This window comes from Pseudomonas sp. TWI923 (assembly GCF_039673365.1).
Taxonomy (GTDB): domain Bacteria; phylum Pseudomonadota; class Gammaproteobacteria; order Pseudomonadales; family Pseudomonadaceae; genus Aquipseudomonas; species Aquipseudomonas sichuanensis.
Map to the genome: position 1 here is coordinate 1 of NZ_JBDJLM010000057.1, position 26,965 is coordinate 26,965.

Sequence of the window (26,965 nt, forward strand, 5' to 3'; positions counted from 1 at the left end):
GGAGCGAAGGGACCCCGAAGCGCAGCGTAGGGGCCGTATGATGGGAGCGAGCGGCTTTGGTTACTTTGGCCAAGACCAAAGTAACCCGCCGTAAGGGCGGAAAGGTGACTAAGCGTCGACATCGCAAATGAATGCGCATACAACTTCCAAAACCAACAACCAACAACCAATAATTAATGGCTTTTAAGTGCATAGCCGAAGCTATAACTTGAAACTTGAAACTTGAAACTTGAAACTTGAAACTTGAAACTTGAAACTTGAAACTTGAAACCAACGATAACCCAGCTCAAACCTCCCGTAACCCCAACGCCCCCACCACCCCACAAGCAATCGCCATCCCCACCAACTCCGCCAAACTCCCCGCCTGCATCCGCTTCATCACCCGCCCCCGATAAAGGTCAATGGTCTTGACACTGACCCCCAACCGCTCGGCAATCTCCCGATTCCCCAACCCCTGCACCAACGGAATGAACACATCCCGCTCCCGCGGCGTCAGGCTGTCGATCCGCCCCTGCACCTCCTCCACCGCCCCATTCCCCCCCTGGGCACGCCCAAGCGCCGCCTGCACACTGTCCAGCAGCAACTGATCGTTATACGGCTTCTCGATGAAATCACAGGCCCCCGCCTTGAACGCCCGCACCACGATCGGCACATCGGCATGCCCGCTGACAAAGATCAACGGCATGTCCACCCCCCGCTGCTGCAACGCCTGCTGCACCGCCAGCCCACCCATCCCCGGCATGCGCACATCCAGCAACACACAAGCCGGGCCACTACCGTCGCAGGCCTCCAGAAACGCCTGGCCACTGGTAAACGGCAAAGCCTGCAAGCCCACCGACTCGAGCAGCCACACCGTCGAATCGAGCATCCCCGGGTCGTCGTCCACCACATACACCTTCGCTTGCACCACCGCCCCCTCCTTCATGTCCGGTTCACCGCCAGCCGGCAACACAACACCAACCCGCCACCCTCGCCCAGCCGTGCCCACAGACTGCCACCCAAGCCTTCGACAATGCTGCGGCTCATGCTCAACCCCAGGCCCAGGCCATCGGCCTTGCTGGTAGTGAACGGGGTAAAGATCGCCTCCAACTGCTCAGGCGCCACGCCAGGCCCCTGGTCGGCCACCTCCACCAGCAGCCCGTCCTCCTGGCGCCAGGCGCCCAGCAGGATACGCGACGGAAGGCCTGCGTGCTGCTCACGGTTGGCGTCGATGGCATTGCGCAGCAGGTTGAGCAGCACCTGCTCCAGCAACACCCGATCGGCGTACACCGTCGGCAGCTGCGGCCCCAGCCGCTGTTCGATGCGAACCTGCGCAGCACCCGCTTCCCAGGCGCAAAGCCTGAGCACTTCCCCGGCAACCTGGGCGATATCCAGCGCCTGCAGCTGGCGCGGGCCCTTGCGCAGGAAGGCGCGCAGCCGGCGGATCACCTCGGCGGCATGGGTGGCCTGCTGGTTGATCCGTTGCAGGCCCTGGGCAACCCGCTCGCGGGCGTGCGGATCGTGCTCCAGATTGTTCAGGTAGCGCAGGCTGGCATTGCTGTAGTTGAGCACCGCGGCCAGCGGCTGGTTGATCTCGTGGGCGATGCCCGAAGCCAACTCGCCCAGCGTTGCGACTCGAGCGCTATGGGCCAGGTTTTCCTGAGCCTCGATGCGCAGGGTGATATCGCGGGACACGGCGACGATCTCTACCACCGCACCGGTATAGGTTTCGCGGATCGCCCGGCAGGCGATCTCGAACCAACGGTAACGGCCATCGGCATGGCGCACGCGGCAGGTCATGGTGTGGTAGCCGTCCGCCTCCAGCGCCGCACCGGCCTGCAACAGCGCCTGGCGGCGCTCGCGCGGGTGCAGCAGGCTGCGTGCCGGGCTGCCGCGCAATTGCTCCGGCCATACCCCGAGCAGGCGGAAGGCCGCAGGCGTGGCATCGAGAAAGCGCCCGTCCGGGCTGTGCCGGGAAATCAGGTCGGTGGTGTTCTCGGTGATCAGCCGGTACAGCCGTCGGGCCCGGCTGGCCTCGCGCTCACCCTGGCGCTCGCCGCTGGCATCGCGGCAGCGGGCCAGCACCTGTTGGCCGGCGTGATCGGGGATGAAGGTCCACAGCAAGATGCGCTCGCCTACCTGAGCCTCGACCTCGCTTATTGCCCGCCCCTGGCGCAGGCAGGCGCGCACCAGCGCGGCATGATTGCCCGGTAGCCAACTGGCCAGCGGCGGCCCTTCGGCAATCAATGCCTGCAAGGCGGCGTTGAGCTGCAAGGGGCCGGCATCGGCCGCCAGCAGCAGGCTCGGTTGCGGGTCCAGGGCGAGCAAGGGGGAGCAGTCAGGCTTCACGGGAAAAGGCTCTTGTTATAGTAGTTTTACTATATTGCTATAGTCGATCTTCCAGATACCATAGCGGCTCGCGTAAAAAAGCGACAGGGAGGCACGCCCCTCCCACACCCTGATCAGAGCTAACAATCAGCCACCGGGGGTCTAGCGCACGGAGTGCGCCTGCCTCCCCTACAGGAACCGCGCATGTCGATCTTCTCCCAGGGCCTGATGCCCGCACCTGTCAACCACGTCGCCCTCACCCCGCTGAGCTTCATCGAACGCACCGCCGCGGTATATGGCCAGTACCCGGCCGTGATCCATGGTGCCATCCGCCGTGACTGGCGCGAAACCTATGCCCGCTGCCGACGCCTGGCCAGCGCCCTGCAAGGCCGTGGCGTCGGCCGTGGCGACACGGTGGCGGTGATGCTGCCGAACATCCCGGCCATGCTCGAAGCGCACTTCGGCGTACCGATGATCGGCGCGGTGCTCAACACCCTCAACGTGCGCCTGGACGCCGAGGCCATCGCCTTCATGCTGCGCCATGGCGAGGCCAAGGTGCTGATCGGCGACCGCGAGTTCCACGGCGTGATCCGCGATGCCCTGGCCCTGCTGGAACACCCGCCGCTGGTGATCGACGTGGACGACCCGGAATACGGCGAGGGCCAGCCGGTCAGCGACCTGGACTACGAGGCCCTGCTCGCCGAGGGCGACCCGGACTTCGCCTGGGAGTGGCCGGAGGACGAATGGCAGGCGATCTCGCTCAACTACACCTCCGGCACCACCGGCAACCCCAAGGGCGTGGTCTATCACCACCGCGGCGCCTACCTCAACGCCCTGGGCAACCAGATGACCTGGGCCATGGGCCACCGCCCGGTGTACCTGTGGACCCTGCCGATGTTCCACTGCAACGGCTGGTGCTACCCCTGGACCGTCACCGCGCTGGCCGGCACTCACGTGTTCCTGCGCCGGGTCGACCCGCAGAAGATCCTCACGCTGATCCGCGAACACCGGGTCAGCCACCTGTGCGGCGCGCCGATCGTGCTCAATGCCCTGGTCAACATGCCCGACGCCGCCAAGGCCGCCATCGAACACCCGGTGCAGGCGATGGTCGCCGGCGCCGCACCGCCGGCCAAGGTGATCGGTGCGGTGGAAGAAATGGGCATCCACATCACCCACACCTACGGCCTGACCGAGGTCTACGGCCCGGTGACCGTGTGTGCCTGGCATGAGGAATGGGACGCACTGACCCTGGATGAACGGGCGCGGATCAAGTCGCGCCAGGGCGTGCGCTACCCGACCCTGGACGGCCTGATGGTCGCCGACCCGCAAACCCTCGAACCGGTACCGCGCGACGGCAATACCCTGGGTGAGATCTTCATGCGCGGCAACACCGTGATGAAGGGCTACCTGAAGAACCCCGAGGCCACCGCCGAGGCCTTCCGCGGCGGCTGGTTCCACACCGGCGACCTGGCGGTGTGGCATGCCGACGGCTACGTCGAGATCAAGGACCGGCTCAAGGACATCATCATTTCCGGCGGCGAGAACATCTCCACCATCGAGGTCGAGGACGCCCTGTACCGCCACCCGGCCGTGCTCGAAGCCGCCGTGGTGGCGCGCCCCGACGAAAAATGGGGCGAGACGCCTTGCGCCTTCGTCGCCCTCAAGACCGGCCACGGCGGTACCCGCGAAAGCGAAATCGTCGCCTGGTGCCGCGAGCATCTGGCCGGGTTCAAGGTGCCGAAGACCGTGGTGTTCGGCGAATTACCCAAGACCAGCACCGGCAAGATCCAGAAGTACGTACTGCGCGACCGCGCCCGGGCGCTCTGAACCCACCGAATCCTGGGGCTGCTGCGCAGCCCTTTCGCGTCCCCCGGCCGCGCCGGCACAAAAACGCGCCCTGCCTGTAGGAGCGGGCGTGTGTCGCGAAAGGGGCGCACAGCGCCCCCATGCGCCTTACCTTAAGATGAGCCTTGCCATGACCGACTACACCGCCCCTCTGCGCGACATGCACTTCGTCCTCCACGAGGTGTTCCAAGGCCCTGCCCTGTGGGCACGCCTTCCCGCCCTGGCCGAGCGGCTCGATGCCGACACCGCCGACGCCATCCTCGAAGAGGCCGCCCGCCTCACCAGCCAGCTGATCGCCCCGCTCAGCCGTAACGGCGACGAACAGGGCGTGCAGTTCGCCAACGGCGAAGTGCGCACCCCGGACGGTTTCCGGGAAGCCTGGCGCACCTACCGCGAGGGCGGCTGGGTCGGCCTGGGCGGTAACCCCGAGCACGGCGGCATGGGTATGCCGAAAATGCTCGGGGTGCTGTTCGAAGAAATGCTGTACGCCGCCGACAGCAGCTTCAGCCTGTACTCCGCGCTCACCGCCGGCAGTTGCCTGGCCATCGACGCCCACGCCAGCGAACAGCTCAAGGCCACTTACCTGCCAGCGCTGTACCAAGGCCGCTGGGCCGGCACCATGTGCCTGACCGAGCCCCACGCCGGCACCGACCTGGGGCTGATCCGCACCCGCGCCGAACCCCAGGCCGATGGCAGCTATCAACTGAGCGGCAGCAAGATCTTCATCACCGGTGGTGAACAGGACCTCACCGAGAACATCGTCCACCTGGTGCTGGCGCGCCTGCCCGACGCACCGGCCGGCGCCAAGGGCATCTCGCTGTTCCTGGTGCCCAAATACCGGGTCGCAGCCGATGGCAGCCTGGGCGCGCGCAACGGCGCCCACTGCGGGTCGATCGAACACAAGATGGGCATCAAGGCCTCGGCCACCTGCGTGATGAACTTCGACCAGGCCGAGGGTTATCTGGTTGGCGAGGCGAACAAAGGCCTGGCGGCGATGTTCACCATGATGAACTACGAGCGGCTGTCCATCGGCCTGCAGGGCATCGGTTGCGCCGAGGCCTCGTACCAGGCCGCCGCACGTTACGCCAACGAGCGCCTGCAAAGCCGCGCAGCCACAGGCAGCGACGCCCCCGCGCGCAGCGCCGACCCGATCATCGTGCACGGCGATGTGCGGCGCATGCTGCTGACCATGCGCACCCTTACCGAGGGTGGCCGCGCCTTCGCCGTGTACGTCGGGCAACAGCTGGACATCGCCCGTTACGCCGAGGATGCCGGCGAGCGCGAGCGTGCCCAGCGCCAGGTGGCCCTGCTGACGCCAGTGGCCAAGGCATTCTTCACCGACAACGGCCTGGAAAGCTGTGTGCTGGGCCAGCAGGTGTTTGGCGGCCACGGCTACATCCGCGAATGGGGCCAGGAGCAGCGCGTGCGCGACGTGCGCATCGCACAAATCTATGAGGGCACCAACGGTATCCAGGCCCTCGACCTGCTCGGGCGCAAGGTACTGGGCGACGGTGGCCAGGCTCTGGCTGGCCTGGTGGCCGAGATCCGCGCCTTTTGCGTGGACGCCGCGCTGCATCGCGAGGCGCTGCTGGAGGCGCTGGTGCGCCTGGAGCGCGTCAGCCAGTGGCTGCAGGCGCAGGCCCGCACGGATGCCAACCTGGTCAGCGCCTCGGCGGTGGAATACCTGCACCTGTTCGGTTTGACCGCCTATGCCTATATGTGGGCGCGCATGGCCAACGTGGCGCAGGCCCGGCAGGCGCAGGACCCGGCCTTCCATGGCGCCAAGCTCGACTGCGCGGCGTTCTACTTCCAGCGCGTGTTGCCACGTGGCCTGGCCCTGGAAGCCAGCATTCGAGCCGGCAGCGCCAGCCTGTATGGGATGGCTGCAGAGCAGTTCTGAAACCTCGGCCCATCGCGGAACTGCCCCGCGATGGGCTGAAAGCAGATACGAGCCATGCGCAACTACTACGAAATTTCCTACAATTGATAGTCATTCGCCATTAACACGTTCTCGGAAGCCCCCACCCAAGGGTAGAATGCCCGCAAAACCGGGAGCCGTAATGAATCAGGACCGCCTCACCCCCAGCGAAGACGATGCCATCACCGACGCCGCCGCGCATTGGTGCATGCGCCTGCACGCCGAAGACTGCACGGCGGCGGAACAGGCGGCGTTCAGCCAGTGGCTGGCGGCCGACCTGCGGCACGCGCAGGAGTACCAGGCGATGCTGGAGATCTGGCAGACTGCCGACCTGCTGCCACGCAGCGCCCAGGTGGTGGAGCTCAAACCCCGGCAGGCCGCGGCCCGCAATTGGCGGCCATTGGCCTCGGCGGCGGCCATTGCCCTGCTCGCCCTGCCCCTGGCCGGCTGGGTGGGCTGGGAACAAGGCTGGCTGCCCAACGGCTACCAGCATGTCGAAACCACAGACCAGTTGCGCCAGGTACGCCTGAGCGACGGCAGCAGCGTCGAACTCAACCTGCACAGCGAGCTGCGCTACCTGAACTACAAGGACGAACGCCGCGTCACCCTGATCAAGGGCGAGGCGTTCTTCAAGGTCGTGCACGACAGCAGCCACCCCTTCATCGTCCGTGCCGGCAACGGCCAGACCCGGGTCACCGGCACCCAGTTCAACGTGTGGAAATATGAAGACCAGGTCAAGGTGACGCTGGTGGAGGGCTCGGTGCTGGTCAGCAACGATGGCAACGCCGGAGGCTACCGCCTCGGCCCGGGCATGCAGGCCAGCTACCACACCGGTGATTTCGAACCGCAGTTGAGCCAGAGCGACGACTCGGGCAACAGCCTGGCCTGGCGCAGTGGCAAGCTGGTGCTGGACAACCTGAGCCTGGCCCAGGCCTTGCCGGTGATCAACCGCTACCTCGACAAGCCACTGCGCCTGGCCGATGACAGCACTGCCAGGATCCGCATCAGCGGCGTCTACAACACCCGCGAAGTGGCACGCCTGGTCGACACCTTGCCCAAGGTGCTGCCGGTGTACCTCACCCGCAGCAAGGACGGCAGCACCGTCCTCAACCGCATCACCCCGCCGCCAAGCCGCGGCTGAGTCAATCCAGCACGATCCCGGTAGGAGCGGCCTTGTGCCGCGAACGGGCTGCGCAGCGGCCCCAGGATCTCTGCACCATGCAAGATTGCCGGGGGTGCTGCGCAGCCCTTCGCGGCACAAGGCCGCTCCTACAGAGCCCAGCGCAGCGCCGCTCGACAGGCTTCACAAGGTCATCGCCGCCAACCAGCCAAACGCCAGCAACGGCAGGTTGTAATGGATGAACGTCGGCACCACGGTGTCCCAGATATGGTGGTGCTGGCCATCCACGTTCAGCCCCGAGGTCGGCCCCAAGGTTGAATCCGAAGCTGGCGAACCGGCATCGCCCAAGGCACCGGCGGTACCGACGATACACACCGTGGCCACCGGGTCGAAGCCCAGTTGCACGCACAGCGGCACGAAGATCGCTGCCAGGATCGGCACGGTGGAGAACGACGAGCCGATGCCCATGGTCACCAGCAACCCCACCAGCAGCATCAGCAAGGCGCCGATACCCTTGCTGTGGTCGATCCACTGCGCCGAGGTCTCGACCAGGGTCTTCACTTCACCGGTGGCCTTCATCACATCGGCAAAGCCCGAGGCGGCGATCATGATGAAGCCGATCATCGCCATCATCTTCATGCCCTCGGTGAACAGGTCGTCGGTGTCCTTCCAGCGCACGATGCCCGACAGCGAGAAGATCAAAAAACCCACCATCGCGCCGATGATCATCGAGTCCAGCCACAACTGGATGATGAACGCCGCACCGATGGCCACACCGGCGACCACCAGGGTCAGCGGGTTGTATTGCACGCTGACCTGCTCGACCTCTTCGATGCGCGCCAGGTCGTAGTCGCGCTTCTTGCGATAGCTGACGAACACGGCCAGCAGCAGGCCAGCGAGCATGCCGGCCGCCGGGATGGCCATGGCGTGGGTGACATTGACCCCGCTCACGTCCACGCCCGCGCGGGCGACGTTGGCCAGCAGGATCTCGTTGAGGAAGATGTTGCCAAAGCCCACCGGCAGGAACATGTACGGGGTGATCAGGCCGAAGGTGATCACACAGGCGATCAGCCGGCGGTCGATGCGCAGGCGCGTCAGTACATATAAAAGCGGTGGCACCAGCAACGGAATGAAGGCGATGTGGATCGGCAGGATGTTCTGCGACGAAACCGCCACCACCAGCATCAGGCCGATCAGCAGCCATTTGACCTTGCCGCCATCGGCATGCCCCTGACGGTCGATCATCGCCAGGGCGCGGTCGGCCAGGGCATGGGCCAGGCCCGATTTGGCGATGGCCACCGCGAAGGCGCCAAGCAGCGCATACGACAACGCCACCGTGGCACCGCCACCCAGGCCACCGTTGAAGGCCTTGAGCGTGCCCTCGATACCCAGGCCTCCGACCAGGCCACCGGCCAGGGCGCCGATGATCAGCGCGATGACCACATGCACGCGGGACAGGCTCAGGATCAGCATGAGCCCGACCGCGGCAATCACTGCATTCATGGTGTGCAAACCTCTTTACGACAGACAAAAAGCGAGCGTTCCGGCGACAGCTGCGCGCAGGCAGTGGCCGGACCAGGGGATGTTGTTATGAAGGGCGCACACTCTGAAGCACAGGCCAGCAGAAGTCAAAAGCGTCTGCGCCGCGCGTCCTTGTAGGACATAGACGAAAGTAGCGGGTTTAAATTGAACGTTTGAATAAAGAAAAATCCTGCAGCGCCGATACAGCATGCAGCATCAAACCTATTACAAGGGATTTGCCCCAATGCCTGCGCTGCGACAACTCTCCATCCAATGGAAGATCACCCTGCTGGCCGGCCTGTGCCTGGCCAGTATCGTCACCTTGCTGGTCGGCCTTTCGCTGTACCGCATGGACCACAGTTCCGACCTGGTCAAGGCCAGCAGCATGCACATGCTCAGCGAAGCGGCGCAGTCGCGCATCGAATCGCAAGGTGAAGTGCAGGCCCTGAACATCCGCCGCCAGTTCATGGACGCCTACCAATACGGCGCTGGTTTTGCCCGCCAGGTACTGTTCCTGCGCGAACAGGCGGAAAAACGCTTCCTCGACGCCTACGACCTGCGCCAGGACATGACCGCCCAGGTGCGTGCCGCGCTGCAGGCCAACCCTGACCTGCTCGGCCTGTCGCTGGTATTCGAGCCCGGCGCACTGGACGGCAAGGACAAGCTGTTCACCGGCCAGGCGGAACTGGGCAGCAACGAGACTGGCCGCTTCGCCCTGTACTGGTCGCAACCGCGCGCCGGCCAGTTGACCTCGATGGCACTGCCCGAGCACGACATGGCCAATACCGAAGTCGGCCCCAGCGGCCAGCCGGCCAACACCTGGTGGGTGTGCCCACGCAGCACCGGCACGGTGTGCGTGGTCGAGCCGTACTTCTACGACATCGACGGCCAGCGCGTGCTGATGACCAGCATCGTGTTCCCGCTCAAGAGCAACGGCAAGGTGATCGCCACCCTGTCCATCGACATCAACCTCAACAGCCTGCAGGCCCTGAGCGAGTCGGCCAGCCGTGGCCTGTACGAAGGCCGCACCACGGTCGGCATCCTCAGCCCGGTCGGCTTGCTGGCCGGCTACAGCGCCGATGCCGGCAAGCTGGCCCAGCGCCTGGACCAGGTCGACACCGCGCAAGGCGCGGAGCTGGTGCGCAAGCTGGCCGAAGGCAAGTTGCAGATCCTGCATGGCGCGCAACGCCTGAAAGTGCTGGCCGCCTTCGAGCCGATCCCCGGCGGCAAGCCGTGGGGCGTGCTGCTGGACGTACCGGAAAGCGCCCTGACCGGCCCGGCCGAAACGCTCAAGCAGGAACTCGACGCCCTCAATACCAGCGGCACCCTGCTGGAACTGGGCCTGGGCCTGGCCGCCGCCATCGCCGGCCTGCTGCTGGTGTGGCTGATGGCCCGCACCGTGACCAGGCCGATCCTCGGCGTGGCCGCCATGCTCAAGGACATCGCCAGCGGCGAAGGCGACCTGACCCGCCGCCTGCAATACGACAAGCGCGACGAGCTGGGCGAGCTGGCCGGCTGGTTCAACCGCTTCCTCGACAAGCTGCAGCCGACCATCGCCGAAGTGAAGCGCTCGGTGCAGGCCGCCCGTGGCACCGCTGACCAGTCCGCGGCCATCGCCACCCAGACCAGCGCCGGCATGGAGCAGCAGTACCGCCAGGTGGACCAGGTGGCCACCGCCTCCCACGAAATGAGCGCCACCGCCCAGGACGTCGCCCGCAGCGCGGCCCAGGCCGCACAGGCCGCCCGCGACGCCGATCAGGCCACCCGCGAAGGCCTGGCGGTGATCGACCGCACCACCACCAGCATCGACACCCTGGCCGCCGACATGAGCAGCGCCATGGCCGAGGTCGAAGGCCTGGCGCAGAACAGCGAGAAGATCGGCTCGGTACTGGAAGTGATCCGCTCGATCGCCGAGCAGACCAACCTGCTGGCGCTCAACGCCGCCATCGAAGCGGCCCGTGCCGGTGAAGCCGGGCGCGGTTTTGCGGTGGTCGCCGATGAAGTGCGCAACCTCGCCCGCCGTACCCAGGAGTCGGTGGAAGAGACCCGCCAGGTGATCGAGGCGCTGCAGGCCGGTACCCGCGATGTGGTCGGCGCCATGAACAGCAGCCACCGCCAGGCCCAAGGCGGTGTCGAGCAGGTCGGCCAGGCGGCCACCGCGTTGCAGCGCATTGGCCAGGCAGTGACGGTGATCACCGACATGAACCTGCAGATCGCCAGCGCTGCCGAAGAGCAGAGCGCGGTGGCCGAAGAGATCAACAGCAACGTCGCCACCATCCGCGACGTCACCGAGTCGCTGTCGGGCCAGGCCAACGAATCGGCGCGGGTCAGCCAGTCGCTGAACAGCCTGGCCAACCAGCAGCAGGGGTTGATGGATCAATTCCGGGTGTGAGCCCAAGGTTTGCGGGCGCGCCTTGGTGCGCCCGCAGGCCGGCCCCATGCTACAACTCATCCCTCCCAGTCTGGCCACTGGCCAGAATAGTATCGAGCAACGCCATGGCACCCTCGACATTCGGCCTGGCTCCCATCGGCAACTTGGTCTCGCCAGGAAGCGTGGCGTCCTGATACCCGGACTTCATCACCAGCAGGTGCATCTGGTCGCCGTTGAGGTAGATATGGTGCCGCTCGATGGCATAGGCCTGGATCAGGCTCAACGCACCTGCGACCATCGGCGTCGCCGCCGAAGTGCCGTTGTAGAAGTCGGTGTAGTCACGGTTTGTTCCAGACTTGTCCTGCAGGTCCCTGTCGTGAAGCGCGCCCAACGTCACGACACCATCTCCCCAACCGTTGAGCATCCGGTACGGATACCGGAAGTTCGACCACTCGCTGGGCTCGCCAGACCATGAATGGCAAGCGCCAACCACGATGGCGCCAGCATCGCCATGATTGTCGAAGTGCGGCCAGGCCGAAAGGTCGACACCACGTCCCTTGACTGCTCCCACAGCCGCATTGTCTGCCCTGTGACCGTTGCCGGCGGCGCAAACCACCACCGCGCCTCGCGCGTTGAGGCCTTGAATGAGTTGCCACCACAACTGAGAGTGAAGGGTCGGCAGACGAGTGCCTGGCATGCCAGTGGCCTCGACCTCCCGGTTGAACGCCACGACATCGCCCGGCAGCACCAGGCGCATCAATGCCTTGAGCGTCTGCAAGTTGGCACTTCGGTTGTGGTAAACGTACAACTGCGCGCCATGGGCGATACCGGTTGTACCAAAGCCGTTGGCCTTCGCGACCAAAAGCCCCGCTGCACCGGTGCCATGCACCAGATCGTCATTGGGCCCGGCTACGACCACATGAAGTTGCGTGGAACCTGGCAGGTCCTCGTGATCCTTGCTCAGCCCACCATCGGTCAAGTGGATACGAACCCCCTTGCCTGCCACCTTCCGCTCCCAGGCCTGGCGAACGTTGAGGCCTTTGGTTGTCGTACCGGGCTCGTCCAGGTAGGTTTGCAGCGCTTCGAAGTCTGGCGTCGGACGGGCATTTTCATTCGCTCTGTTACCCAGCACCACAACGCCTCCGGTAAACAGGGTCGCCAGTAAACCAGCGGCACCTAATCCCAGGAGCGAAGAGCCTGCAACCTTCGGCAGAAGCTGCACACTGAGCACATAATCCAGCGACGACAGCGTCCAGCCCAGGGCGACAAAGGTATCGTTGAGCATGCTGTCGGGTTGCTCGATACGGTAATACGGCGCCAGGACGGCCAATGCCGGGTCGTCTCGCTCATCGGCGTCAAGCACGGGCTGCCATTTGATTACCTCCCCCAGCTTGGGCCACAGATTCGCCAGACGAGAGCCCGACGAGGGCTCCATATCCGCCGCGAATCGTTCTGCGCCGCCTTCGGCAAATGCCAACACCAGCGGGCCCGGTGCCGGGCCGGAATTGATTGCTGGGTGCCCTTGCAGGGCGCCATCTCCCAGAGCCGGCAAGTTATGCGCTTTGTTCCCGATGCTGCGTTCGCTCCGACTCGGTACGGGGCCTAGCGAAACATCATCGAGCAAGTGCCGCGTCGCTTCTGCGGCCTTGATATCGAACATCAATGGAGCGAACGCCTGGCTCCCTTTCCCTGTGCTGTCCAACCAAGTCACCGTTGGCGTTATCGAGAACGTACCGGCTGAGGCCGCCACACTAAACGTGGCGGGGCAATCATAGTCCTCCAATCGACCGCTGCTGGCCTGGCCCGTGACCGTCCTGCCCTCGAGCCGCCGGGGCCGACCGTCAATGACCGTTCGCAATACGTAGCGAATGCTCTTGACCTTGCCAAGATCGGCCCCCACGCAACGCACGAACAACAAACCATCAAATTGAAAGTTGCGGTAATGCACGAAACCTAAATCATCCATCCTTAGAACCTTGTTTTTCCAGTTGAGCGAAGTGCATGTCCGGGCATGCCGGATGATCAATTGTGGGGAGACGGTGGCATGAGTTGCAGCCTGCAAGCATTCCCCGTGAAGCTCAACGTTGCTGGTGCGCCCGCCCCGTACAGGTCAACGCGTCAGCTGAGTTCAGCCAATCGTTGAACGGCCTTGCAAAGCAGCATCAGGGCTCCATGGATCAGTGCCCGCAGGTCCGCTTCCCGAACGGCTGTACACGGCTCACAGCTCGTCCCTACGCGAATGGAAACGGCCACCACCGAGCAGGCGATCGAGCATTACCAGCGCGCCCTGCACATCCGGGCGATGCCCCATGGGAAGCACATCGGTGCCCGGCAGCGTTGCGTCCTGATAACCCGAGGCGGAGACCAGCAGGTGCATCTGGTCGCCGTCCAGGTAGACATGATGCTGTTCGATCGCATACGACTGGATCAGTGCCAAGGCACCGGCCACCAAAGGCGTCGCGCTGGACGTCCCGGCATAAGTGTCGGTGTAGTCCCGATCATGGCCGGATTTGTCCTGGAGCTTGCCATAGCCCAGGGTGACCACGCTGTCCCCCCAGGCGTTGAGCATGCGGTGGCGATAATTGAAATTGGAGTACTGGTGCGGCTTGCCATCCCAGGAGTGACATGCGCCGACCAGAATGCAACCTGCGTCGCCATGATCGTCGAAGAACCGCCACTGCGAGAGGTCTACGCCGTAGCCACGCACCGTCCCTTTGTCCTCGCGCGACGCCGAGCTGCCGTTGGCGGCGGCGTTGAGCACCACCGCACCACGCTGGCTGAGCGACTGCATCACATCCCACCAAGGGCGCTCATGCAGCGACGGCAGAACGGTCGTCAGCACGGCCGGGTTGGCGGCCTGCCGATTGATGCCGACGATGTCGCCAGGCTGCACCTGCAACAGCAGATTCTTCAGCGTCTGGGTGGCACCTGCGACATCGCTGGCGCGGTTGTCGTGCACAAAGAGTTCGCTGCCATGGGCGATGCCGGTCACGCCCAGGCCGTTGCGTGCGGCCACCATGATTCCAAGCGACGCAGTGCCATGCTCGGGATCATCATTGGGCGTGGCGGACACGATCTGCAGTTTCGGATTGCCGCGCAGTTCTTCATGGTTGGGGAAAAGGCCGCCATCGCTGAAGTGGATTCGCGCGCCCTTGCCTGTCACCTGTTCGGCCCAGACCTTGCGGATATTCAGGCCCTGCCAGCGGGCCCCGGGTTCGTCTAGGTAGTACTGTCGCGCTTCGAAATCTGCTGTTGGCTGCGCATCGTCATACGCCCTGTTGCCCAGCACCAGCGCGCCGCCTGTCAACAGCGTTGCCAGCAACGCCGCGCCTCCCAGCAACAACAGTGGGGTCGCGCTCGTGGCTGGGGCAGGCAGCAACGAGTCCACGTACTCCAGCGCCGCGAATGTTCTGAGCAACGCGTGATAGGTCTCGACTGACATGGCGCCGGGCTGTTCCATCCAGCAGTAAGGGCGCAAGGCAGCGAGCCGTGGGTCCTCGCGCTCCGCTGGCTCGAGCACCGGCCGCAGGACGAGCTGAGCCCCCAGGTTCGGCCACCGACGGGCCAGCGGCGCGTTCGAGCCGGGTCGCAGATCTTGGCGCAATTGTGCCAGGCCATCCTCACGGAACTTGATCAGCAGCGGCGCACAGCGACCGTCCGGGCCAACCGCAGGCAGCGGCGCCAAACGCTGGCCATAGGGGTCGTCGACAAACCTGTCGTCCTCCTTGCGGACAACGGCATGCCGGCGCTGTCGGCGTCCGTTGGCCAGGGGCACCTTGTCGAGAATGCGCCTGTCCAGGTCCTCTTCGACGATATCAATGGCCAGCGCAGGCAGATCGATCACCCCTTGCGCCCCGACGGGGTGATTCATTGCCCGGGCCTCCTTCTCCAACAGGATGACCCTCGGCGTGATCCGATACTGCCCTGCTCGCGCCGAAGTGAGCAGGCTGGCCGGGCACCCGTGGTCGGCCAGCGAGCCGGTGCGGGCAAAGGAGCGCGCAGAAACACCGGCCAGCTGCTCCGTGCCTGCCGCGGTAACCCGCTGCAGCTCGTAGCGGATACGGGCAACCTTGGCCAGATCGTCGCCCTGGCAGCGGACATGAAACCTGCCGTCGAAACGGAAGTTGCGGTAGTAGACAAAATCAAGAGCCAAGTTCATCGATCGCTCCTTCGAAAGGGGTTGGGGGGGCACGTGGATCGCCATTGTCGACACTGGCAACCGCCTTACCCAGCCTGCACGCCTTCCTCCATGCCTGGGGCTGCCGACTGCGACCGTCGTCTACACTTCCCCCACCTGGCCCCCCGTAGAGGTGTCGATGAAACAGATCCAAAGCCTGCTTGCCAGCCTGCTCCTGGTGTGTGGCCTGGGCACCTTCGCTCCCGCCGTAGCCACACAACCGCCCCCGATCCACTTCGGCGACATCACCTGGGAAAGCGGCGCACTGACCACCGAGATCCTGCGCCTGATCGTCGAGCGCGGTTACGGCTACCCCACCGACACCCTGCCCGGCACCTCGGTGAGCATGGAAGTGGCGCTGGCACGCAACGACCTGCAGGTGATCGCCGAGGAATGGGCCGGGCGCAGCCCCGCCTGGGTCAAGGCCGAGCAGGCCGGCCAGGTGTTCGCCCTGGGCGATACGGTAAAAAACGCCGAGGAAGGCTGGTGGGTGCCGGCCTACGTGATCAAAGGCGACCCTTCACGTGGCCTGAAGCCATTGGCCCCGGACCTTAAGAATGTTGCCGACCTCAAGCGCTACCCGCAGGTGTTCCGCGACCCTGAGGTGCCAGACAAAGGCCGTTTCCTCAACAGCCCCAGCGGCTGGACCTCCGAGACAGTCAACAGCCAGAAGCTCAAGGCCTATGGCCTGGACACCCTGTACAACAACTTCCGCAGCGGCACCGGCGCAGCCCTCGACGCCGAGATCACCTCGGCGATCCGCCGCGGCCAGCCGGTGCTGTTCTATTACTGGAGCCCGACCCCGCTGATGGGGCGTCATGAACTCGTGCGCCTGGAAGAACCGGCGTTCGACGCGGCGGCCTGGGCCACCCTTACCGATGCCAACAACCCCAACCCGCAAGGCAGCAGCTCGCTGCCAGCCAAGTTGTCGATCGGCGTCTCCAAGGCCTTCCATGACCAGTACCCCGACCTGGTGGCCGTGTTCGAAAAAGTCGACCTGCCCATCGACACCCTGAACAGAACCCTCGCCCACATGAGCGAAACCCGCCAGAAACCACGTGAGGCAGCCCTCGCCTTCCTGCGCGAACACCCCGAGGTATGGAAGGCCTGGCTGCCCGCCGACAAGGCCGCCAAGGTCGGGGCCGGCCTATGAGCGGCGGCTTCCCCGAAGCCCTGCAATACTCCTTCGCGCCCTCGGTCAACCGCCTGGTCGACTGGCTGGTGCTGCACTACGGCGACCAGTTGCGCGGCGTCTCCGAGCAGTTGCTGCAACTGCTGGTCGCCCTGGAAAGCCTGCTGCGGCTGCTGCCCTGGTGGCTGCTGTTGCTGCTGGTCGGGCTGCTGGCCTGGCACGCCAGCCGCAGCTTGCTGCGCGCCGTGGCCCTGACCGGGCTGCTGGCGCTGATCGGGGTGCTGGGGCTGTGGGACAAACTGTTGCAGACCCTCGCCCTGGTACTGGTGAGCACCGGCCTGTGCGTGCTGATCGGCGTGCCGCTGGGCATCCTGCTGGCCACCCGCCCGCTGGCCCGGCGCCTGCTGCTGCCGGTGCTCGACGTCATGCAGACCCTACCCGCCTTCGTCTACCTGATCCCGGTATTGATGCTGTTCGGCCTGGGCAAGGTGCCGGCGGTGTTCGCCACCCTGATCTACGCCCTGCCGCCGCTGGTGCGCCTGACCCAGCTGGGCCTGGCACAGATCGACCCGTCATTGCTGCAGGCCGCTCACGGCCTGGGCGCCGGCCGCTGGCAGCGCTTGCGGCGCATCGCCCTGCCGCTGGCACTGCCGAGCATCATGGCCGGGCTCAACCAGTCGGTGATGATGGCGCTGTCGATGGTGGTGGTGGCCTCGATGATCGGCGCCCGCGGGCTGGGCGAGGACGTGCTGGCCGGCATCCAGACGCTGAACGTCGGCCAGGGCGTCGAGGCGGGGCTGGCGATCGTCGCCCTGGCGATGGTGATCGACCGGATCAGCCAGGCGTACGGGCGCGCTGGGCGTTGAGGCCGCTATTGCAGTATCGTGCCCTCTGCTCATTGCAAGCACCCCCGGAGTTCCCGCGTGTCCCTCAAAGCCCTGCGCACCCTGGTGACCATCGCCCGCCACGGCACCTTCACCCGCGCCGCCGACCTGCTCAGCCTCACGCCCTCGGCGGTGAGCCTGCACATCAAGACCCTGGAAGACGAACTGCAGGTCACCCTGTTCGACCGCAGCCGCCGGCAAGTCGTGCTGACCGAGGCCGGGCAACTGGCCGTGGCCCGTGCCGAGAGCATCCTCGGCGCCTATGACGAACTGGCCGACACCCTCGCCAGCGGCCCCAGCCTGCGTGGCCGGCTGCGCATCGGCGCGATCCACACCGTGCTGGCGCGGCGCCTGCCACGAGCCTTGGTGTGGATCAAGGCGCACCATCCGCAGCTGCATATCAGCGTGGTCTCGGGCATGTCGGCGGAGCTGGCCCGGCGCGTCGAGGACGGCGAACTGGATGCGGCGATCACCACCGAGCCGGTCAGCCCCTACCCGCAGAGCCTGCAATTCACCCCGCTGTTCGAGGACCGCTTCTGGGCCATCGCCAGCCCCGAGCTGGCCGGGCAAAGCGTGCCGGCGCTGCTCGCCAGCCAGCCGTTCCTGCGCTTCGACAAGCGCGCCTGGGCCGGCCGGCAGATCGAACAGGAGCTGCGCCGCCAGCGCCTGCAGGTCAGCGAGCAGATGGAACTGGACAGCCAGGAGGCCCTGGCACGCATGGCGGCCATGGGCCTGGGGGTGGCGGTCATCCCCATGAGCGACGACGACCTCGAACGCCTCCCGCCGGCCAGCGTGCAGCCGTTCGGCGAACCGCAACTGACCCGGCGCGTGGTGTTGCTGGAACATGAGAAGAGCCAGCGGCGGCATTTGAGTGCGGTGTTGAAGACAGCCCTGGAGGTTTGAGCGAGGCGTTGTGGAGCAGCTGCCTTCTTGTAGGAGCGGCCTTGTGTCGCGAAAGGGCTGCACAGCAGCCCCGGCAATCTTGCATGAAGCAGAGATCCTGGGGCTGCTGCGCAGCCCTTTCGCGACACAAGGCCGCTCCTACAGTAAGAAAGTTGCTCCCAGGCTGTAAGGATTGATGCAGTTTTTCTCAACAGTAACTGCAGAAAACAGCGTTTTTTCTGTTCACTCCCCTCCGCTACCCTGTGCCGGTACCCGACCACGGACTGCCGACCATGCTCCATCTGCTGCTGACCACCCTCGTCCCGATCATCCTGCTCATCGCCCTGGGCACTTGGCTGCGGGTGCGCGGTTTTCTCGCCGAAACCTTCTGGCCCGGCGCCGAGCGCCTGAGCTACTACGTGCTTCTGCCGTCGCTGTTCCTGCACGGCCTGGCCACCGCCAACCTCGACGGCGTGCCGATACTGGGCATGGTTGGCGTGCTGATGCTCTCGACCCTGCTCGGCGCCCTGCTGCTGGTGCTGTACCAGAGTGCAGCCAGCCATGACGGTGCCGACTTCACCTCGGTGTTCCAGGGCGGCGTGCGCTTCAACAACTACATCGGCGCCACTTTGGCCGCAGGCATCTATGGCAGTGCCGGGATTGCCCTGGCGGCGGTGGCCAACGCCGCCATCGTGCCGCTGGTCAACCTGCTCTGTGTGCTGGTGTTTGCCCGCTTCAGCGCCCGCCACAGCTCGCCGGCCACGGTGCTCAAGGCGATCTTCGCCAACCCCTTGATCGTCGGCTGCGCCGGTGGCCTGCTGCTGCGGGTGAGTGGCCTGGGTTTACCGGCAGGGCTGGAGCCGACCGTCAAGGCGCTCGGCCAGGCCGCCCTGCCGCTGGGCCTTTTGTGCGTCGGCGCGGCCCTGGGTGGCGCACGCCTGGGCCAACAGGTGAAGCCTTTGCTGGCGGCCTCGCTGTTCAAGTTCCTGGTCATGCCGCTGACCACCTGGGGCCTGTGCCGGCTGCTCGGCCTCGGCGGCCAGGCGGCGGTGGTGGCGGTGCTGTTCCAGGCCCTGCCGACCGCCTCGTCGTCCTATGTGATGGCCCGGCAGATGGGCGGCAACGCACCGCTGATGGCCACCATCATCGCCCTGCAGACCATGGCCGCCGCCCTCACCCTGCCGCTGGTGCTGAGCCTGACGCTGAGTTGAATCCGCCCGTCTAGACTGTCATCAGCCCACCACTCGGAACCTCGACCATGCGCCTTTCGTGGATGCTGTTCGGCTTGTCGCTAACCCTGCTTGCTGGCCCGCTCACCGCCGCCGACAGCCAGAAGGCCGCCGTCGCCGAAGACAAGGCGCAAGTGCTGGAGGAAAAGGTGGTGGAGGACGCGCCGCCACCGAAAAAGGCCGAGACCATCACCCCCACCGAAGTGCAGGCGGTCGACCCGGCCGGCCAGGCACCGATGGACGACAGCATCACCTGTCTGGCCCGCACCATCTACTGGGAAGCCAAGGGCGCCGACAGCGAGGACATGAGCGCGGTGGCCAGCGTGGTGCTCAACCGCCTGGGCCATGACGGTTTCCCCAACACCATCTGCGGCGTGGTCAAGCAAGGGGTGGAGAGCAAGAGCTGCCAGTTTTCCTGGTGGTGCGACGGGCGCCCCGACCAGGTGGAAGAGGAACAACGTTACGCGGTGGCCAAGGAGATCGCGCGCAAGGCCCTGAACCAGCAGCTCAAGGACCCTACGGATGGTGCGCTGTACTTCCATGACCGCACCGTACATCCCGACTGGGCCAAGACTTACCGGCAGACGGCACAAACCACCCATTTCCTGTTCTACAAGCCGAACCAGGCGCTGGCGCGTTGAGGGTACGGCGCTGGGTGCAGCATGGATCGCACTTTTGCGCCGGCAGGCGGTCTACCCACCCCTACACCGCATCACAACGAATGACCAAGGGTTCACAGCCCTGCACATCGCTGGGCCAAAAGCCCTGCGCTTGTGTAGGATGGGCAGCGCACAAGCAGACGCTGCCAGTACAGGGAGATCCACATGCGCGTCCCATCCGTTGCCTGCTTCTTCGGCCTGTCGCTGGGCCTGCTCGCCTCGACCGGTGCCCAGGCCATCAGCGGCGAAGAAGCGCAACTGATCGATACGATCAACGTCTACCGCAGCCAGTCCCAGCACTGTGGCGGCGGGGCCTCGCTGGAGTTGCCGCCGCTCAACAGCGACACCCGCCTGGCGCTGTCGCCCGAAGGCACCCGTGACCTGCAGCAGGCCATGAGCCGCGCCGCCTACCCCATGGTCAACGTGCAGGCCATCAGCCTGTCCGGGCCGCGCGATGCGAAAGCGGCGATGAAGGCCATCGAAGAGAGCTTCTGCCAGGTGGTGCTCGACCCGCAGTTCATCGACATCGGCGTCAGCCAGGAGGGCCGCGACTGGCGCATCGTGCTCGCCCGGCCGCTGCTCAGTGGGCGCCTGGGCGACTGGCAGGCCGAGGGGCAGAAGCTGCTGCAGGAGATCAACGCTGCCCGCGGCGTACCGCGCCAGTGCGGTGGCCAGCCCTTCCCCGCCGCCAAGCCGCTGACCTGGAACAGCGTGCTGGCCGGCGTCGCCGCCAACCACTCGCGCAACATGGCCAACCAGAATTTCTTCGATCACATCGATCGCGACGGTCGCACCCCGGATGACCGCGCCGACCTGGCCGACTACAACTACCAGCAGCTTGGCGAAAACATCGCCGCCGGGAGCGATACCGCACGCAAGGTGGTCGATGGCTGGCTGGCCAGCCCCGGGCATTGCGCCACCCTGATGAACCCGGACTACCGCGACCTCGGCGCCGCCTACGCGACAGACCCGAAAAGCGACGCAGGGATCTACTGGACCGGGATGTTCGGCACACCGCAAAAAGACTAGACCGGCCAGCCCGCCTCGCCGCCCCGGCCGAAGTAGACCGACGGCGAAACCCCCAGCGTGCGCCGGAACATAGCGCTGAACGCGCTGGGGCTGTCGTAGCCCTGGTCCAGCGCCACCTCAAGCACCGAATGCCCAGCCGCCAGCGCATCCAGCCCGGCCAGCAGGCGCATGCGCCGCAGCCACTGCACCAGGCTCAGGCCCGTCTCGCGCTGGAACGCGCGGGTCAGGGTGCGGGCATTGAGCCCACAGTGCGCCGCCGCCCGGGCCAGGCTCCAGTCCTCTGCCGGCGCCAGCCGCAGCGCCTCGCACAGCGCCTGCAAGGCCGGCGAGCGTGGGCTGGGCACATGCAGGGCGGCCACCGGCAACACGCGGATCTCATCGAGGATCAGTTGCATGATCCGCGCCTCCCGCCCATGGGCCGGGTGATCGGGTGCTATGTCCATGGCCCGGATGATCAGCTCGCGCAGCAGCGGCGAGATCTCGATCACCTGGCACTGGCGCGGCAGGTCCGGGCGCGCATCAGCGTCGACGAACAGGGTGCGCATACGCACCACGCCGGCCATCCTCAATTCATGCTCGCTCGCAGCCGGCACCCACACCCCACGCCCGGGCGGCACCACCCAGTTGCCCTCCCGGGCAGTGACCGTAATCACGCCGCTGATGGCGTGGATCAGCTGCGCGCGGTCGTGGCAGTGCGCAGCGATGTGCTCGCCGTGGCGGTAGTTCTCGGCGAGTGGGAGGATGATCGGGCGGGGCATGGGGAGTGTTCCGCAGTCAGTGAATGGCCATATTGGCAGGCTGCCAGGGGAATTTCACTGGCCTGCATGAGGTGGCGCACGCAAGTGCGATGGGTAAACGAGCTATCAACGACTGCGCAACAACAACGCCGCCAGCGCGCACCCCAGCAACGCCACGCAAGCCAGGAAGAACGCATCCGAGTAAGCCATCAGGTACGCCTGCTCGCGCACGCTGCGGTCGATCAGCGCCAAGGTCTGCATGACCTCGGGCGACTGCGGGTCGACCATCCCGCCCGGCAGCCGCTGCTGCAACGCGCCGTCGAACAGCGTCAGCCCCTCGCCGATGCGCACCGAATGGAAGCGCTCGCGCTGCGACACCAGTTGCGTCAACAAGGCCGTGCCCAAGGCACCACCCAGGTTGCGCAGCATCGAGATCAACGCCGAGGCCGAGCCGGCCTGGGCCTTGTCCAGGCCTTTGACCGCCAGTACCGACAACGCCACCATGATCAGCGGCTGGCCAATGCCGCGCACCACCGTGGAGGGAATGATCACGTTGCTGCCCGCATCCACCGTCAGTTGCGCGCCCAGCCAGCAGCCCAGGGCCATGATGGCGAAACCGCCGGCCACCAGCAGCTTGGCGTTGAGCCAGCGCATCAGGCGCGGCAGCAGCGGCGCCAGTAGAAGCTGCACCAGGCCATAGGCGATCAGGCTCTTGCCGATCTCGCTGGCGCTGTAGCCCTGCACCAGCGACAGGTAGTTGGGCACCAGGAACACCAGGCCAAAGGTTGCCGCACCGAACACCGCCATGGCCAGGCTGGCGACGCCGAAGTTGTAGCCGCCCAACAGCCGCAGGTTGATGAACGGACGCGCGCCCCAAAGCTGGCGCTGGATGAAAAGCGCCAAGGCAAAACCGGCGACCAGGCTGAAGGTGATGATGAAGGGCGAATCGAACCAGTCCTTGCGCCCCCCCTCCTCCAGCACGATCTGCAGCGCGCCCAGGCCCAGCGCCATGGCCGCGATGCCGAGCCAGTCGGCCTTGCGCAACGCGCCGTGATCACCGGCCTGGCGCCTGATGGACCAGGCCACCGCCGCCAGCAGGGCGATTCCCGGCGGCAATTGCAACAGGAAGATCCACCGCCAGGAGTACAGGTCGGTAAGCCAGCCGCCGATCGATGGCCCGGCGGCCTGGGCCACGCTGTTGGCCAGGCTGAACAGCGCCATGCCCAGGGGCAGGCGGCTGGCCGGCAGTTCGGTGATGATCAGTTGCATCGACAACGGAATCAGCACCGCGCCGGAAGCCCCCTGGATCACCCGCAAGCTGATCATTGCCGCAAGGCTTGGGGCCAGGGCGCAACTGACCGAACTGGCCAGGAACACCAGGGAGCCCACCAGCATCACCCGGCGCAGCGAAAACACCTGCACCAGCCAGGCGGTCAGCGGGATCATGCTGATCTCTGCCACCAGGTAGGCGGTGGAAATCCACGAACCTTCCTCGAAGCTGGCCCCCAGCGCCCCCTCGATTTCCGGCAACGCGGCGCTGGTGACATGCACGTTCATGCCGGCCATGAAACAGCCGAACAGGCCGCCGACGACCGCCACCCAAGCGCGCAGGGAAACCTTTTCATCAACGTTCATCGGGTATCCACCGTGGCGATCACCGACATGCCCGGCAGCAGCCGGGAGGTGTCGCCTGGCGACTGCTCAAGCTGTATACGCACCGGAAAGCGCTGGACGATCTTGGTGAAATTACCGGTGGCATTGTCCGGTGGCAGCAGCGCGAACACCGCGCCCGAGCCAGGCGAAACACTGTCGACCGTGCCACGCCAGTGCTGGCCGAAGGTATCGATTTCGAGGCTGACCGCCTGCCCGGGGCGCAGCCGCGCCAGCTGGGTTTCCTTGAAGTTGGCCACCACATAGGCCTGCGCCACGGGCACCACCGCCAACAGTGGCAGGCCAGGAGTGACGTACTGTTGCTGGCGCACCTTGCGCTGGCCGACCACACCATCGAAGGGCGCGCGGATCTCGGTATCGGCCAGTGCGCTACTGGCCAAGGCTGCTTCGGCGCGGGCCTGTTCCAGGTCGGCCTCGCGCTGCCGCAATTCGGCCTGCAACTGCCGGCCCTGCTGAGCCAGCACGGCCTTGCGCGCATGCTGCCGGGCCAGCTCGGCAGCGGCCGCGTGCTGCAGCGCGCTGGCCTGGATACGCGTGGCGCGGGCCTGCTCGGTGCGTTGCACACTGACCGCCTGGGACGCGGCCAGGCGCTGGTAGCGCTGCCAGTCGGCCTCGGCGCGCTGGGCTTCGCCGCGGCTACCGAGCTGTTCGGCGGCGGCACGAGCGATCACCTGTACCTGCTCGTCCTGTTCAGCGGCGAATGTGTGCAGGCGCATGCGCTGCACCTGCACCGCCGCCTCGCTCACCGCCTGGCGTGCTTGCGCCTGGCGCAGACGCTCGCGAAAATCGCGCGGGTCCAGGCGCACCAGCAGGTCGCCAGCCTTGACCTGCGCGTTGTCGGCCACCAGCACGTCAGCCACGTAGCCGCTGACCCGGGCACTGACCGGCGCCCAGTCGGCGCGCACATAGGCGTCGTCGGTCTGCTGCAAAAAACGGGCGTCCAGCCACCAGTACGCGCCGTAGCCGAGTACCGCCAGCCCCAAGCCGCCGCACAGGCCCAGGCGCAGCCAGCGTTGCCGCCGGTGCTGCCGTTCGAGGACGTGTTGTGGGTCTGGGCTGACCGCCTGGTTCATGACTGGGCTCCATCCGTTATGGGGGAGCACCAGCGTAAGGAATTCGCGCTTGTCGTTCGCGCGTGAATCGGCAACCTATCGTCGCAAAATGGACACCGCTGCTCGACGCTTGGATGCGCCGGTGCGCCGCTGCGACTTGCCCTGCGACAAGCCGGCCATCAGCTTCCCAGAAACGCCACCACCTGCTCCGCCGCCATCACCGGGTCTTCCTGCATGAAGCAATGCCCACCCGCCACCTGCTGCGCACTCACCTGGCTGTTCAGCCTGGCCAGGCGCTGTACCGAGTGGGGCACGAACGGATAAGTGTGCTCACCGTAGAGGATGCGCGTGGGTGTGGAGATGGCCAGCAGTTGCTGCCACATGCGCGCAGGGAACGAACTGAAGATTTCCACCTCGCGGCTGGGCCGGCATTTGAGCACCACGCCTTCGCCGCAATCGCCGATGGCATGCTCCACATAGGCGTGCAGCGCGGTTTCGCTCCAGCCCTTGAAGATACCGCGCCCCTGCAGCGCAGCCAGCGCTGCCTGGCGATCCGGCCAGTGGCTGCGGCGGGTCGCGGCCTTGCGAGCGAGGGCGTGGCGCCGGTGCAGGCCGACCAGCGCGGCAGCGCCCATCACCCCCAGCATGCGCCGGCTGAACAGTACAGGGTCGAGCAGCACCGCGCGCTGGAACAGCTGCGGTTGGCCGGCCAGGATCAGGCCGGTGAGCACCCCGCCAAAACTGTGGCCGACCGCAAAGCGAGGCACGTCGCCGTACTCGCCACGCCCGGCCTCGAATGCTTCCACCGCCAGCGCCGCCGTGCGGTTCCAACCAACGAAGTTGCCGCCGTGATCACTGTCGCCATGGCCCTGCACATCGCTCAGCCACAGGTCGAAGTGCTCCGCCAGGCGCAGCAGCAAGGGCTGGTAGGCCAGGCAGCAGAAACCGTTGCCGTGCAGGAAATGCAGCAATGGCCGGCCACTGGGCGGCATGCGCCAGCCGCGCAGGGTGAAGCCTTCGGCGCATTCATGGGACCAGGGAATCAACTCCATCTGTTTACTGCACTCGTCGGTTCTAGGAAAACGACGATTCTACAAACAACAGCGGATACAGCGAAATCACCAGCAGCACGGCCATCAGGACATTGAACAGCACCACCGCGCGCGGATTGCGCAACAGGTTGCGCAAGGCGCTGCCGAACATCACCCAGACCCCGACACTGGGCAGGTTGACCAGGCCGAACACGGCGGCGATCACGATCACATTGAACACATAGCCTTGGGCCGGGGTGTAGGTGGTGATCGCCCCCACCGCCATCACCCAGGCCTTGGGGTTGACCCACTGGAAGGCTGCTGCACCCCAGAACCCCAACGGTTTGCGGCTGCCGGCAGTGTCACCGGACATCGGCCCGGAGGTGGCGATCTTCCATGCCAGGTACAGCAGATAGGCGGCGCCGGCATAGCGCAGGATGCTGTACAGCGGCGGCCAGGCCTTGAACACCTCGCCCAGCCCCAGGCCCACCGCCAGCACCATCAGCATGAAGCCGATGCTGATGCCCAGCGCATGGGGGATGCTGCGGCGCACCCCGAAGTTGACCCCCGAGGCCAGCAACATGGTGTTGTTGGGGCCGGGGGTGATGGAGGATACGAAGGCGAACAGCACGAAGGCGCTGAGCAGATCGAGCGAGGCAAGCATGGCGGCAGTCTTCCGAGTTTCTCGTTATGTGTTGCCACACAGTAACGGAGCCGTACGGCGGTCGACCGATACAGTTAAGCAAAATTGCATGAATACACTCTACTGAACTGGTCATATCGCTTCTGCGCTGCCGGACCAGTACGATGGCGCCAGCCCCAATACAAGGAAGCCCGACCATGAGCCTGACCATTCGCCCTGCCGTACGCAGCGACGCCGCGCAAATCCTTGCCTTCATCACCGAACTGGCCGACTACGAACGCGCCCGCCACGAAGTGGTGGCCAGCCTCGCCGATATCGAGCACAGCCTGTTCGACCCAGTCAGCACCGTGCACAGCCTGATCTGCGAGCGCGACGGCCAGGCCATCGGGTTTGCCGTGTACTTCTACAGCTACTCCACCTGGCTGGGGCGCAACGGCATCTACCTCGAAGACCTGTACGTCACCCCGCAGCAGCGCGGTGATGGCGCCGGGCGCACGCTGCTGCGCCATATCGCCCGGGAAGCGCTGGCAAACAACTGCGGGCGCCTTGAGTGGAGCGTGCTGGACTGGAACGAGCCAGCGATTGGTTTTTACCAGTCGCTGGGCGCAGAGCCGCAGGATGAGTGGATTCGCTATCGCCTGGACGGCGAGCGCCTGCGCCAGTTCGCCGAGGGCTGACGGCTGTCGACTGACGGCTGACACGCACCTTGTAGGAGCGGCCTTGTGTCGCGAAAGGGCTGCGCAGCAGCCCCGGCGAT

General features: G+C 65.8%; 21 protein-coding genes. 11 read left to right on the forward strand and 10 right to left on the reverse strand.

Annotated elements, in window-relative coordinates:
- Positions 1-286: 286 nt before the first annotated feature.
- Both ABE459_RS19125 and ABE459_RS19130 read right to left on the reverse strand, forming a co-directional pair.
- Positions 287-910: a response regulator gene (locus tag ABE459_RS19125; RefSeq protein WP_125858414.1), complete on the reverse strand. Its 624-nt coding sequence runs from the start codon at positions 908-910 to the stop codon at positions 287-289.
- 11 nt (positions 911-921) lie between these two features.
- On the reverse strand, positions 922-2,328 hold the full coding sequence (locus ABE459_RS19130; protein WP_125463820.1) for an ATP-binding protein: 1,407 nt from the start codon (positions 2,326-2,328) through the stop codon (positions 922-924).
- Between the two features lie 183 nt (positions 2,329-2,511).
- Here ABE459_RS19130 and ABE459_RS19135 point away from each other — a divergent pair, with 183 nt between their 5' ends.
- The 3 genes from ABE459_RS19135 to ABE459_RS19145 all read left to right on the forward strand — a co-directional run bounded on the left by ABE459_RS19135 (position 2,512) and on the right by ABE459_RS19145 (position 7,211).
- Positions 2,512-4,134, forward strand: a complete 1,623-nt coding sequence (locus ABE459_RS19135) for an acyl-CoA synthetase (protein ID WP_258706421.1) — start codon at positions 2,512-2,514, stop codon at positions 4,132-4,134.
- A 148-nt stretch (positions 4,135-4,282) separates the two neighbouring features.
- Positions 4,283-6,052, forward strand: a complete 1,770-nt coding sequence (locus ABE459_RS19140) for an acyl-CoA dehydrogenase C-terminal domain-containing protein (RefSeq protein ID WP_323832031.1) — start codon at positions 4,283-4,285, stop codon at positions 6,050-6,052.
- 160 nt (positions 6,053-6,212) lie between these two features.
- Complete coding sequence (locus ABE459_RS19145; RefSeq protein WP_125463817.1) at positions 6,213-7,211, forward strand: FecR family protein; 999 nt, start codon at positions 6,213-6,215, stop codon at positions 7,209-7,211.
- Positions 7,212-7,373: 162 nt separating this feature from the next.
- On the opposite strand, the gene ABE459_RS19150 is transcribed toward ABE459_RS19145, so the two are convergent.
- Positions 7,374-8,693, reverse strand: coding sequence for a Na+/H+ antiporter family protein (locus ABE459_RS19150; RefSeq protein WP_125463816.1), 1,320 nt, complete (start codon positions 8,691-8,693; stop codon positions 7,374-7,376).
- Between the two features lie 262 nt (positions 8,694-8,955).
- Here ABE459_RS19150 and ABE459_RS19155 point away from each other — a divergent pair, with 262 nt between their 5' ends.
- The gene (locus ABE459_RS19155) at positions 8,956-11,103 is read left to right on the forward strand and encodes a methyl-accepting chemotaxis protein (RefSeq protein WP_323832029.1); all 2,148 of its coding nucleotides are present in this window, start codon (positions 8,956-8,958) and stop codon (positions 11,101-11,103) included.
- Positions 11,104-11,152: 49 nt separating this feature from the next.
- Here the strand turns inward: ABE459_RS19155 and ABE459_RS19160 are convergent, their stop codons facing one another.
- Both ABE459_RS19160 and ABE459_RS19165 read right to left on the reverse strand, forming a co-directional pair.
- Complete coding sequence (locus tag ABE459_RS19160; RefSeq protein WP_323832027.1) at positions 11,153-13,048, reverse strand: S8 family serine peptidase; 1,896 nt, start codon at positions 13,046-13,048, stop codon at positions 11,153-11,155.
- 252 nt (positions 13,049-13,300) lie between these two features.
- Entirely contained in the window at positions 13,301-15,286 is a 1,986-nt protein-coding gene (locus tag ABE459_RS19165) for a S8 family serine peptidase (protein ID WP_346648121.1), read from the reverse strand.
- Positions 15,287-15,398: 112 nt separating this feature from the next.
- Here ABE459_RS19165 and ABE459_RS19170 point away from each other — a divergent pair, with 112 nt between their 5' ends.
- From ABE459_RS19170 to ABE459_RS19195, 6 genes are all read left to right on the forward strand, one after another.
- Positions 15,399-16,412: an ABC transporter substrate-binding protein gene (locus tag ABE459_RS19170; RefSeq protein ID WP_125858404.1), complete on the forward strand. Its 1,014-nt coding sequence runs from the start codon at positions 15,399-15,401 to the stop codon at positions 16,410-16,412.
- Positions 16,409-17,257 (forward strand): ABC transporter permease subunit, encoded by an 849-nt coding sequence (locus tag ABE459_RS19175; protein WP_125463811.1) that lies wholly within the window; start codon positions 16,409-16,411, stop codon positions 17,255-17,257. The genes ABE459_RS19170 and ABE459_RS19175 overlap by 4 nt, the downstream gene beginning before the upstream one ends.
- 57 nt (positions 17,258-17,314) lie before the next feature.
- Positions 17,315-18,178 carry a LysR family transcriptional regulator gene (locus tag ABE459_RS19180; protein ID WP_323832023.1) on the forward strand — a complete coding sequence of 288 codons (864 nt, stop codon included), beginning with the start codon at positions 17,315-17,317 and terminating at the stop codon, positions 18,176-18,178.
- Between the two features lie 272 nt (positions 18,179-18,450).
- Positions 18,451-19,368, forward strand: coding sequence for an AEC family transporter (locus tag ABE459_RS19185; RefSeq protein ID WP_323832021.1), 918 nt, complete (start codon positions 18,451-18,453; stop codon positions 19,366-19,368).
- Positions 19,369-19,415: 47 nt separating this feature from the next.
- Positions 19,416-20,027, forward strand: coding sequence for a cell wall hydrolase (locus ABE459_RS19190; RefSeq protein WP_125463808.1), 612 nt, complete (start codon positions 19,416-19,418; stop codon positions 20,025-20,027).
- Positions 20,028-20,210: 183 nt separating this feature from the next.
- Positions 20,211-21,074: a CAP domain-containing protein gene (locus tag ABE459_RS19195; protein ID WP_323832019.1), complete on the forward strand. Its 864-nt coding sequence runs from the start codon at positions 20,211-20,213 to the stop codon at positions 21,072-21,074.
- On the opposite strand, the gene ABE459_RS19200 is transcribed toward ABE459_RS19195, so the two are convergent.
- The 5 genes from ABE459_RS19200 to ABE459_RS19220 all read right to left on the reverse strand — a co-directional run bounded on the left by ABE459_RS19200 (position 21,071) and on the right by ABE459_RS19220 (position 26,229).
- Positions 21,071-21,832 (reverse strand): helix-turn-helix transcriptional regulator, encoded by a 762-nt coding sequence (locus ABE459_RS19200; protein WP_125463806.1) that lies wholly within the window; start codon positions 21,830-21,832, stop codon positions 21,071-21,073. The two genes, ABE459_RS19195 and ABE459_RS19200, sit on opposite strands and share 4 nt — an antisense overlap.
- 105 nt (positions 21,833-21,937) lie before the next feature.
- On the reverse strand, positions 21,938-23,446 hold the full coding sequence (locus ABE459_RS19205; protein WP_125463805.1) for an MDR family MFS transporter: 1,509 nt from the start codon (positions 23,444-23,446) through the stop codon (positions 21,938-21,940).
- On the reverse strand, positions 23,443-24,555 hold the full coding sequence (locus tag ABE459_RS19210; protein ID WP_323832017.1) for an HlyD family secretion protein: 1,113 nt from the start codon (positions 24,553-24,555) through the stop codon (positions 23,443-23,445). The genes ABE459_RS19205 and ABE459_RS19210 overlap by 4 nt, the downstream gene beginning before the upstream one ends.
- Before the next feature lie 158 nt (positions 24,556-24,713).
- Positions 24,714-25,586, reverse strand: coding sequence for an alpha/beta hydrolase (locus tag ABE459_RS19215; protein ID WP_323832015.1), 873 nt, complete (start codon positions 25,584-25,586; stop codon positions 24,714-24,716).
- 22 nt (positions 25,587-25,608) lie between these two features.
- A complete protein-coding gene (locus tag ABE459_RS19220; protein ID WP_125463802.1) occupies positions 25,609-26,229 on the reverse strand; it encodes a LysE family translocator in 621 nt (206 codons plus the stop codon).
- Positions 26,230-26,405: 176 nt separating this feature from the next.
- On the opposite strand from ABE459_RS19220, the gene ABE459_RS19225 reads away from it, so the two are divergent.
- Positions 26,406-26,885, forward strand: a complete 480-nt coding sequence (locus tag ABE459_RS19225; RefSeq protein ID WP_323832012.1) for a GNAT family N-acetyltransferase — start codon at positions 26,406-26,408, stop codon at positions 26,883-26,885.
- Positions 26,886-26,965 lie beyond the last annotated feature (80 nt).

What these genes read in the sequence shown, in the direction of transcription:
- ABE459_RS19220 (WP_125463802.1), bottom strand. Translation starts at nt 26,229, where the DNA reads ATGCTTGCCTCGCTCGATCTGCTCAGCGCCTTCGTGCTGTTCGCCTTC.
- ABE459_RS19210 (WP_323832017.1), bottom strand. Translation starts at nt 24,555, where the DNA reads ATGAACCAGGCGGTCAGCCCAGACCCACAACACGTCCTCGAACGGCAG.
- ABE459_RS19150 (WP_125463816.1), bottom strand. Translation starts at nt 8,693, where the DNA reads ATGAATGCAGTGATTGCCGCGGTCGGGCTCATGCTGATCCTGAGCCTG.
- ABE459_RS19185 (WP_323832021.1), top strand. Translation starts at nt 18,451, where the DNA reads ATGCTCCATCTGCTGCTGACCACCCTCGTCCCGATCATCCTGCTCATC.
- ABE459_RS19175 (WP_125463811.1), top strand. Translation starts at nt 16,409, where the DNA reads ATGAGCGGCGGCTTCCCCGAAGCCCTGCAATACTCCTTCGCGCCCTCG.
- ABE459_RS19205 (WP_125463805.1), bottom strand. Translation starts at nt 23,446, where the DNA reads ATGAACGTTGATGAAAAGGTTTCCCTGCGCGCTTGGGTGGCGGTCGTC.
- ABE459_RS19135 (WP_258706421.1), top strand. Translation starts at nt 2,512, where the DNA reads ATGTCGATCTTCTCCCAGGGCCTGATGCCCGCACCTGTCAACCACGTC.
- ABE459_RS19160 (WP_323832027.1), bottom strand. Translation starts at nt 13,048, where the DNA reads ATGGATGATTTAGGTTTCGTGCATTACCGCAACTTTCAATTTGATGGT.
- ABE459_RS19155 (WP_323832029.1), top strand. Translation starts at nt 8,956, where the DNA reads ATGCCTGCGCTGCGACAACTCTCCATCCAATGGAAGATCACCCTGCTG.
- ABE459_RS19225 (WP_323832012.1), top strand. Translation starts at nt 26,406, where the DNA reads ATGAGCCTGACCATTCGCCCTGCCGTACGCAGCGACGCCGCGCAAATC.
- ABE459_RS19200 (WP_125463806.1), bottom strand. Translation starts at nt 21,832, where the DNA reads ATGCCCCGCCCGATCATCCTCCCACTCGCCGAGAACTACCGCCACGGC.
- ABE459_RS19170 (WP_125858404.1), top strand. Translation starts at nt 15,399, where the DNA reads ATGAAACAGATCCAAAGCCTGCTTGCCAGCCTGCTCCTGGTGTGTGGC.
- ABE459_RS19140 (WP_323832031.1), top strand. Translation starts at nt 4,283, where the DNA reads ATGACCGACTACACCGCCCCTCTGCGCGACATGCACTTCGTCCTCCAC.
- ABE459_RS19215 (WP_323832015.1), bottom strand. Translation starts at nt 25,586, where the DNA reads ATGGAGTTGATTCCCTGGTCCCATGAATGCGCCGAAGGCTTCACCCTG.
- ABE459_RS19195 (WP_323832019.1), top strand. Translation starts at nt 20,211, where the DNA reads ATGCGCGTCCCATCCGTTGCCTGCTTCTTCGGCCTGTCGCTGGGCCTG.
- ABE459_RS19190 (WP_125463808.1), top strand. Translation starts at nt 19,416, where the DNA reads ATGCGCCTTTCGTGGATGCTGTTCGGCTTGTCGCTAACCCTGCTTGCT.
- ABE459_RS19145 (WP_125463817.1), top strand. Translation starts at nt 6,213, where the DNA reads ATGAATCAGGACCGCCTCACCCCCAGCGAAGACGATGCCATCACCGAC.
- ABE459_RS19165 (WP_346648121.1), bottom strand. Translation starts at nt 15,286, where the DNA reads ATGGCGATCCACGTGCCCCCCCAACCCCTTTCGAAGGAGCGATCGATG.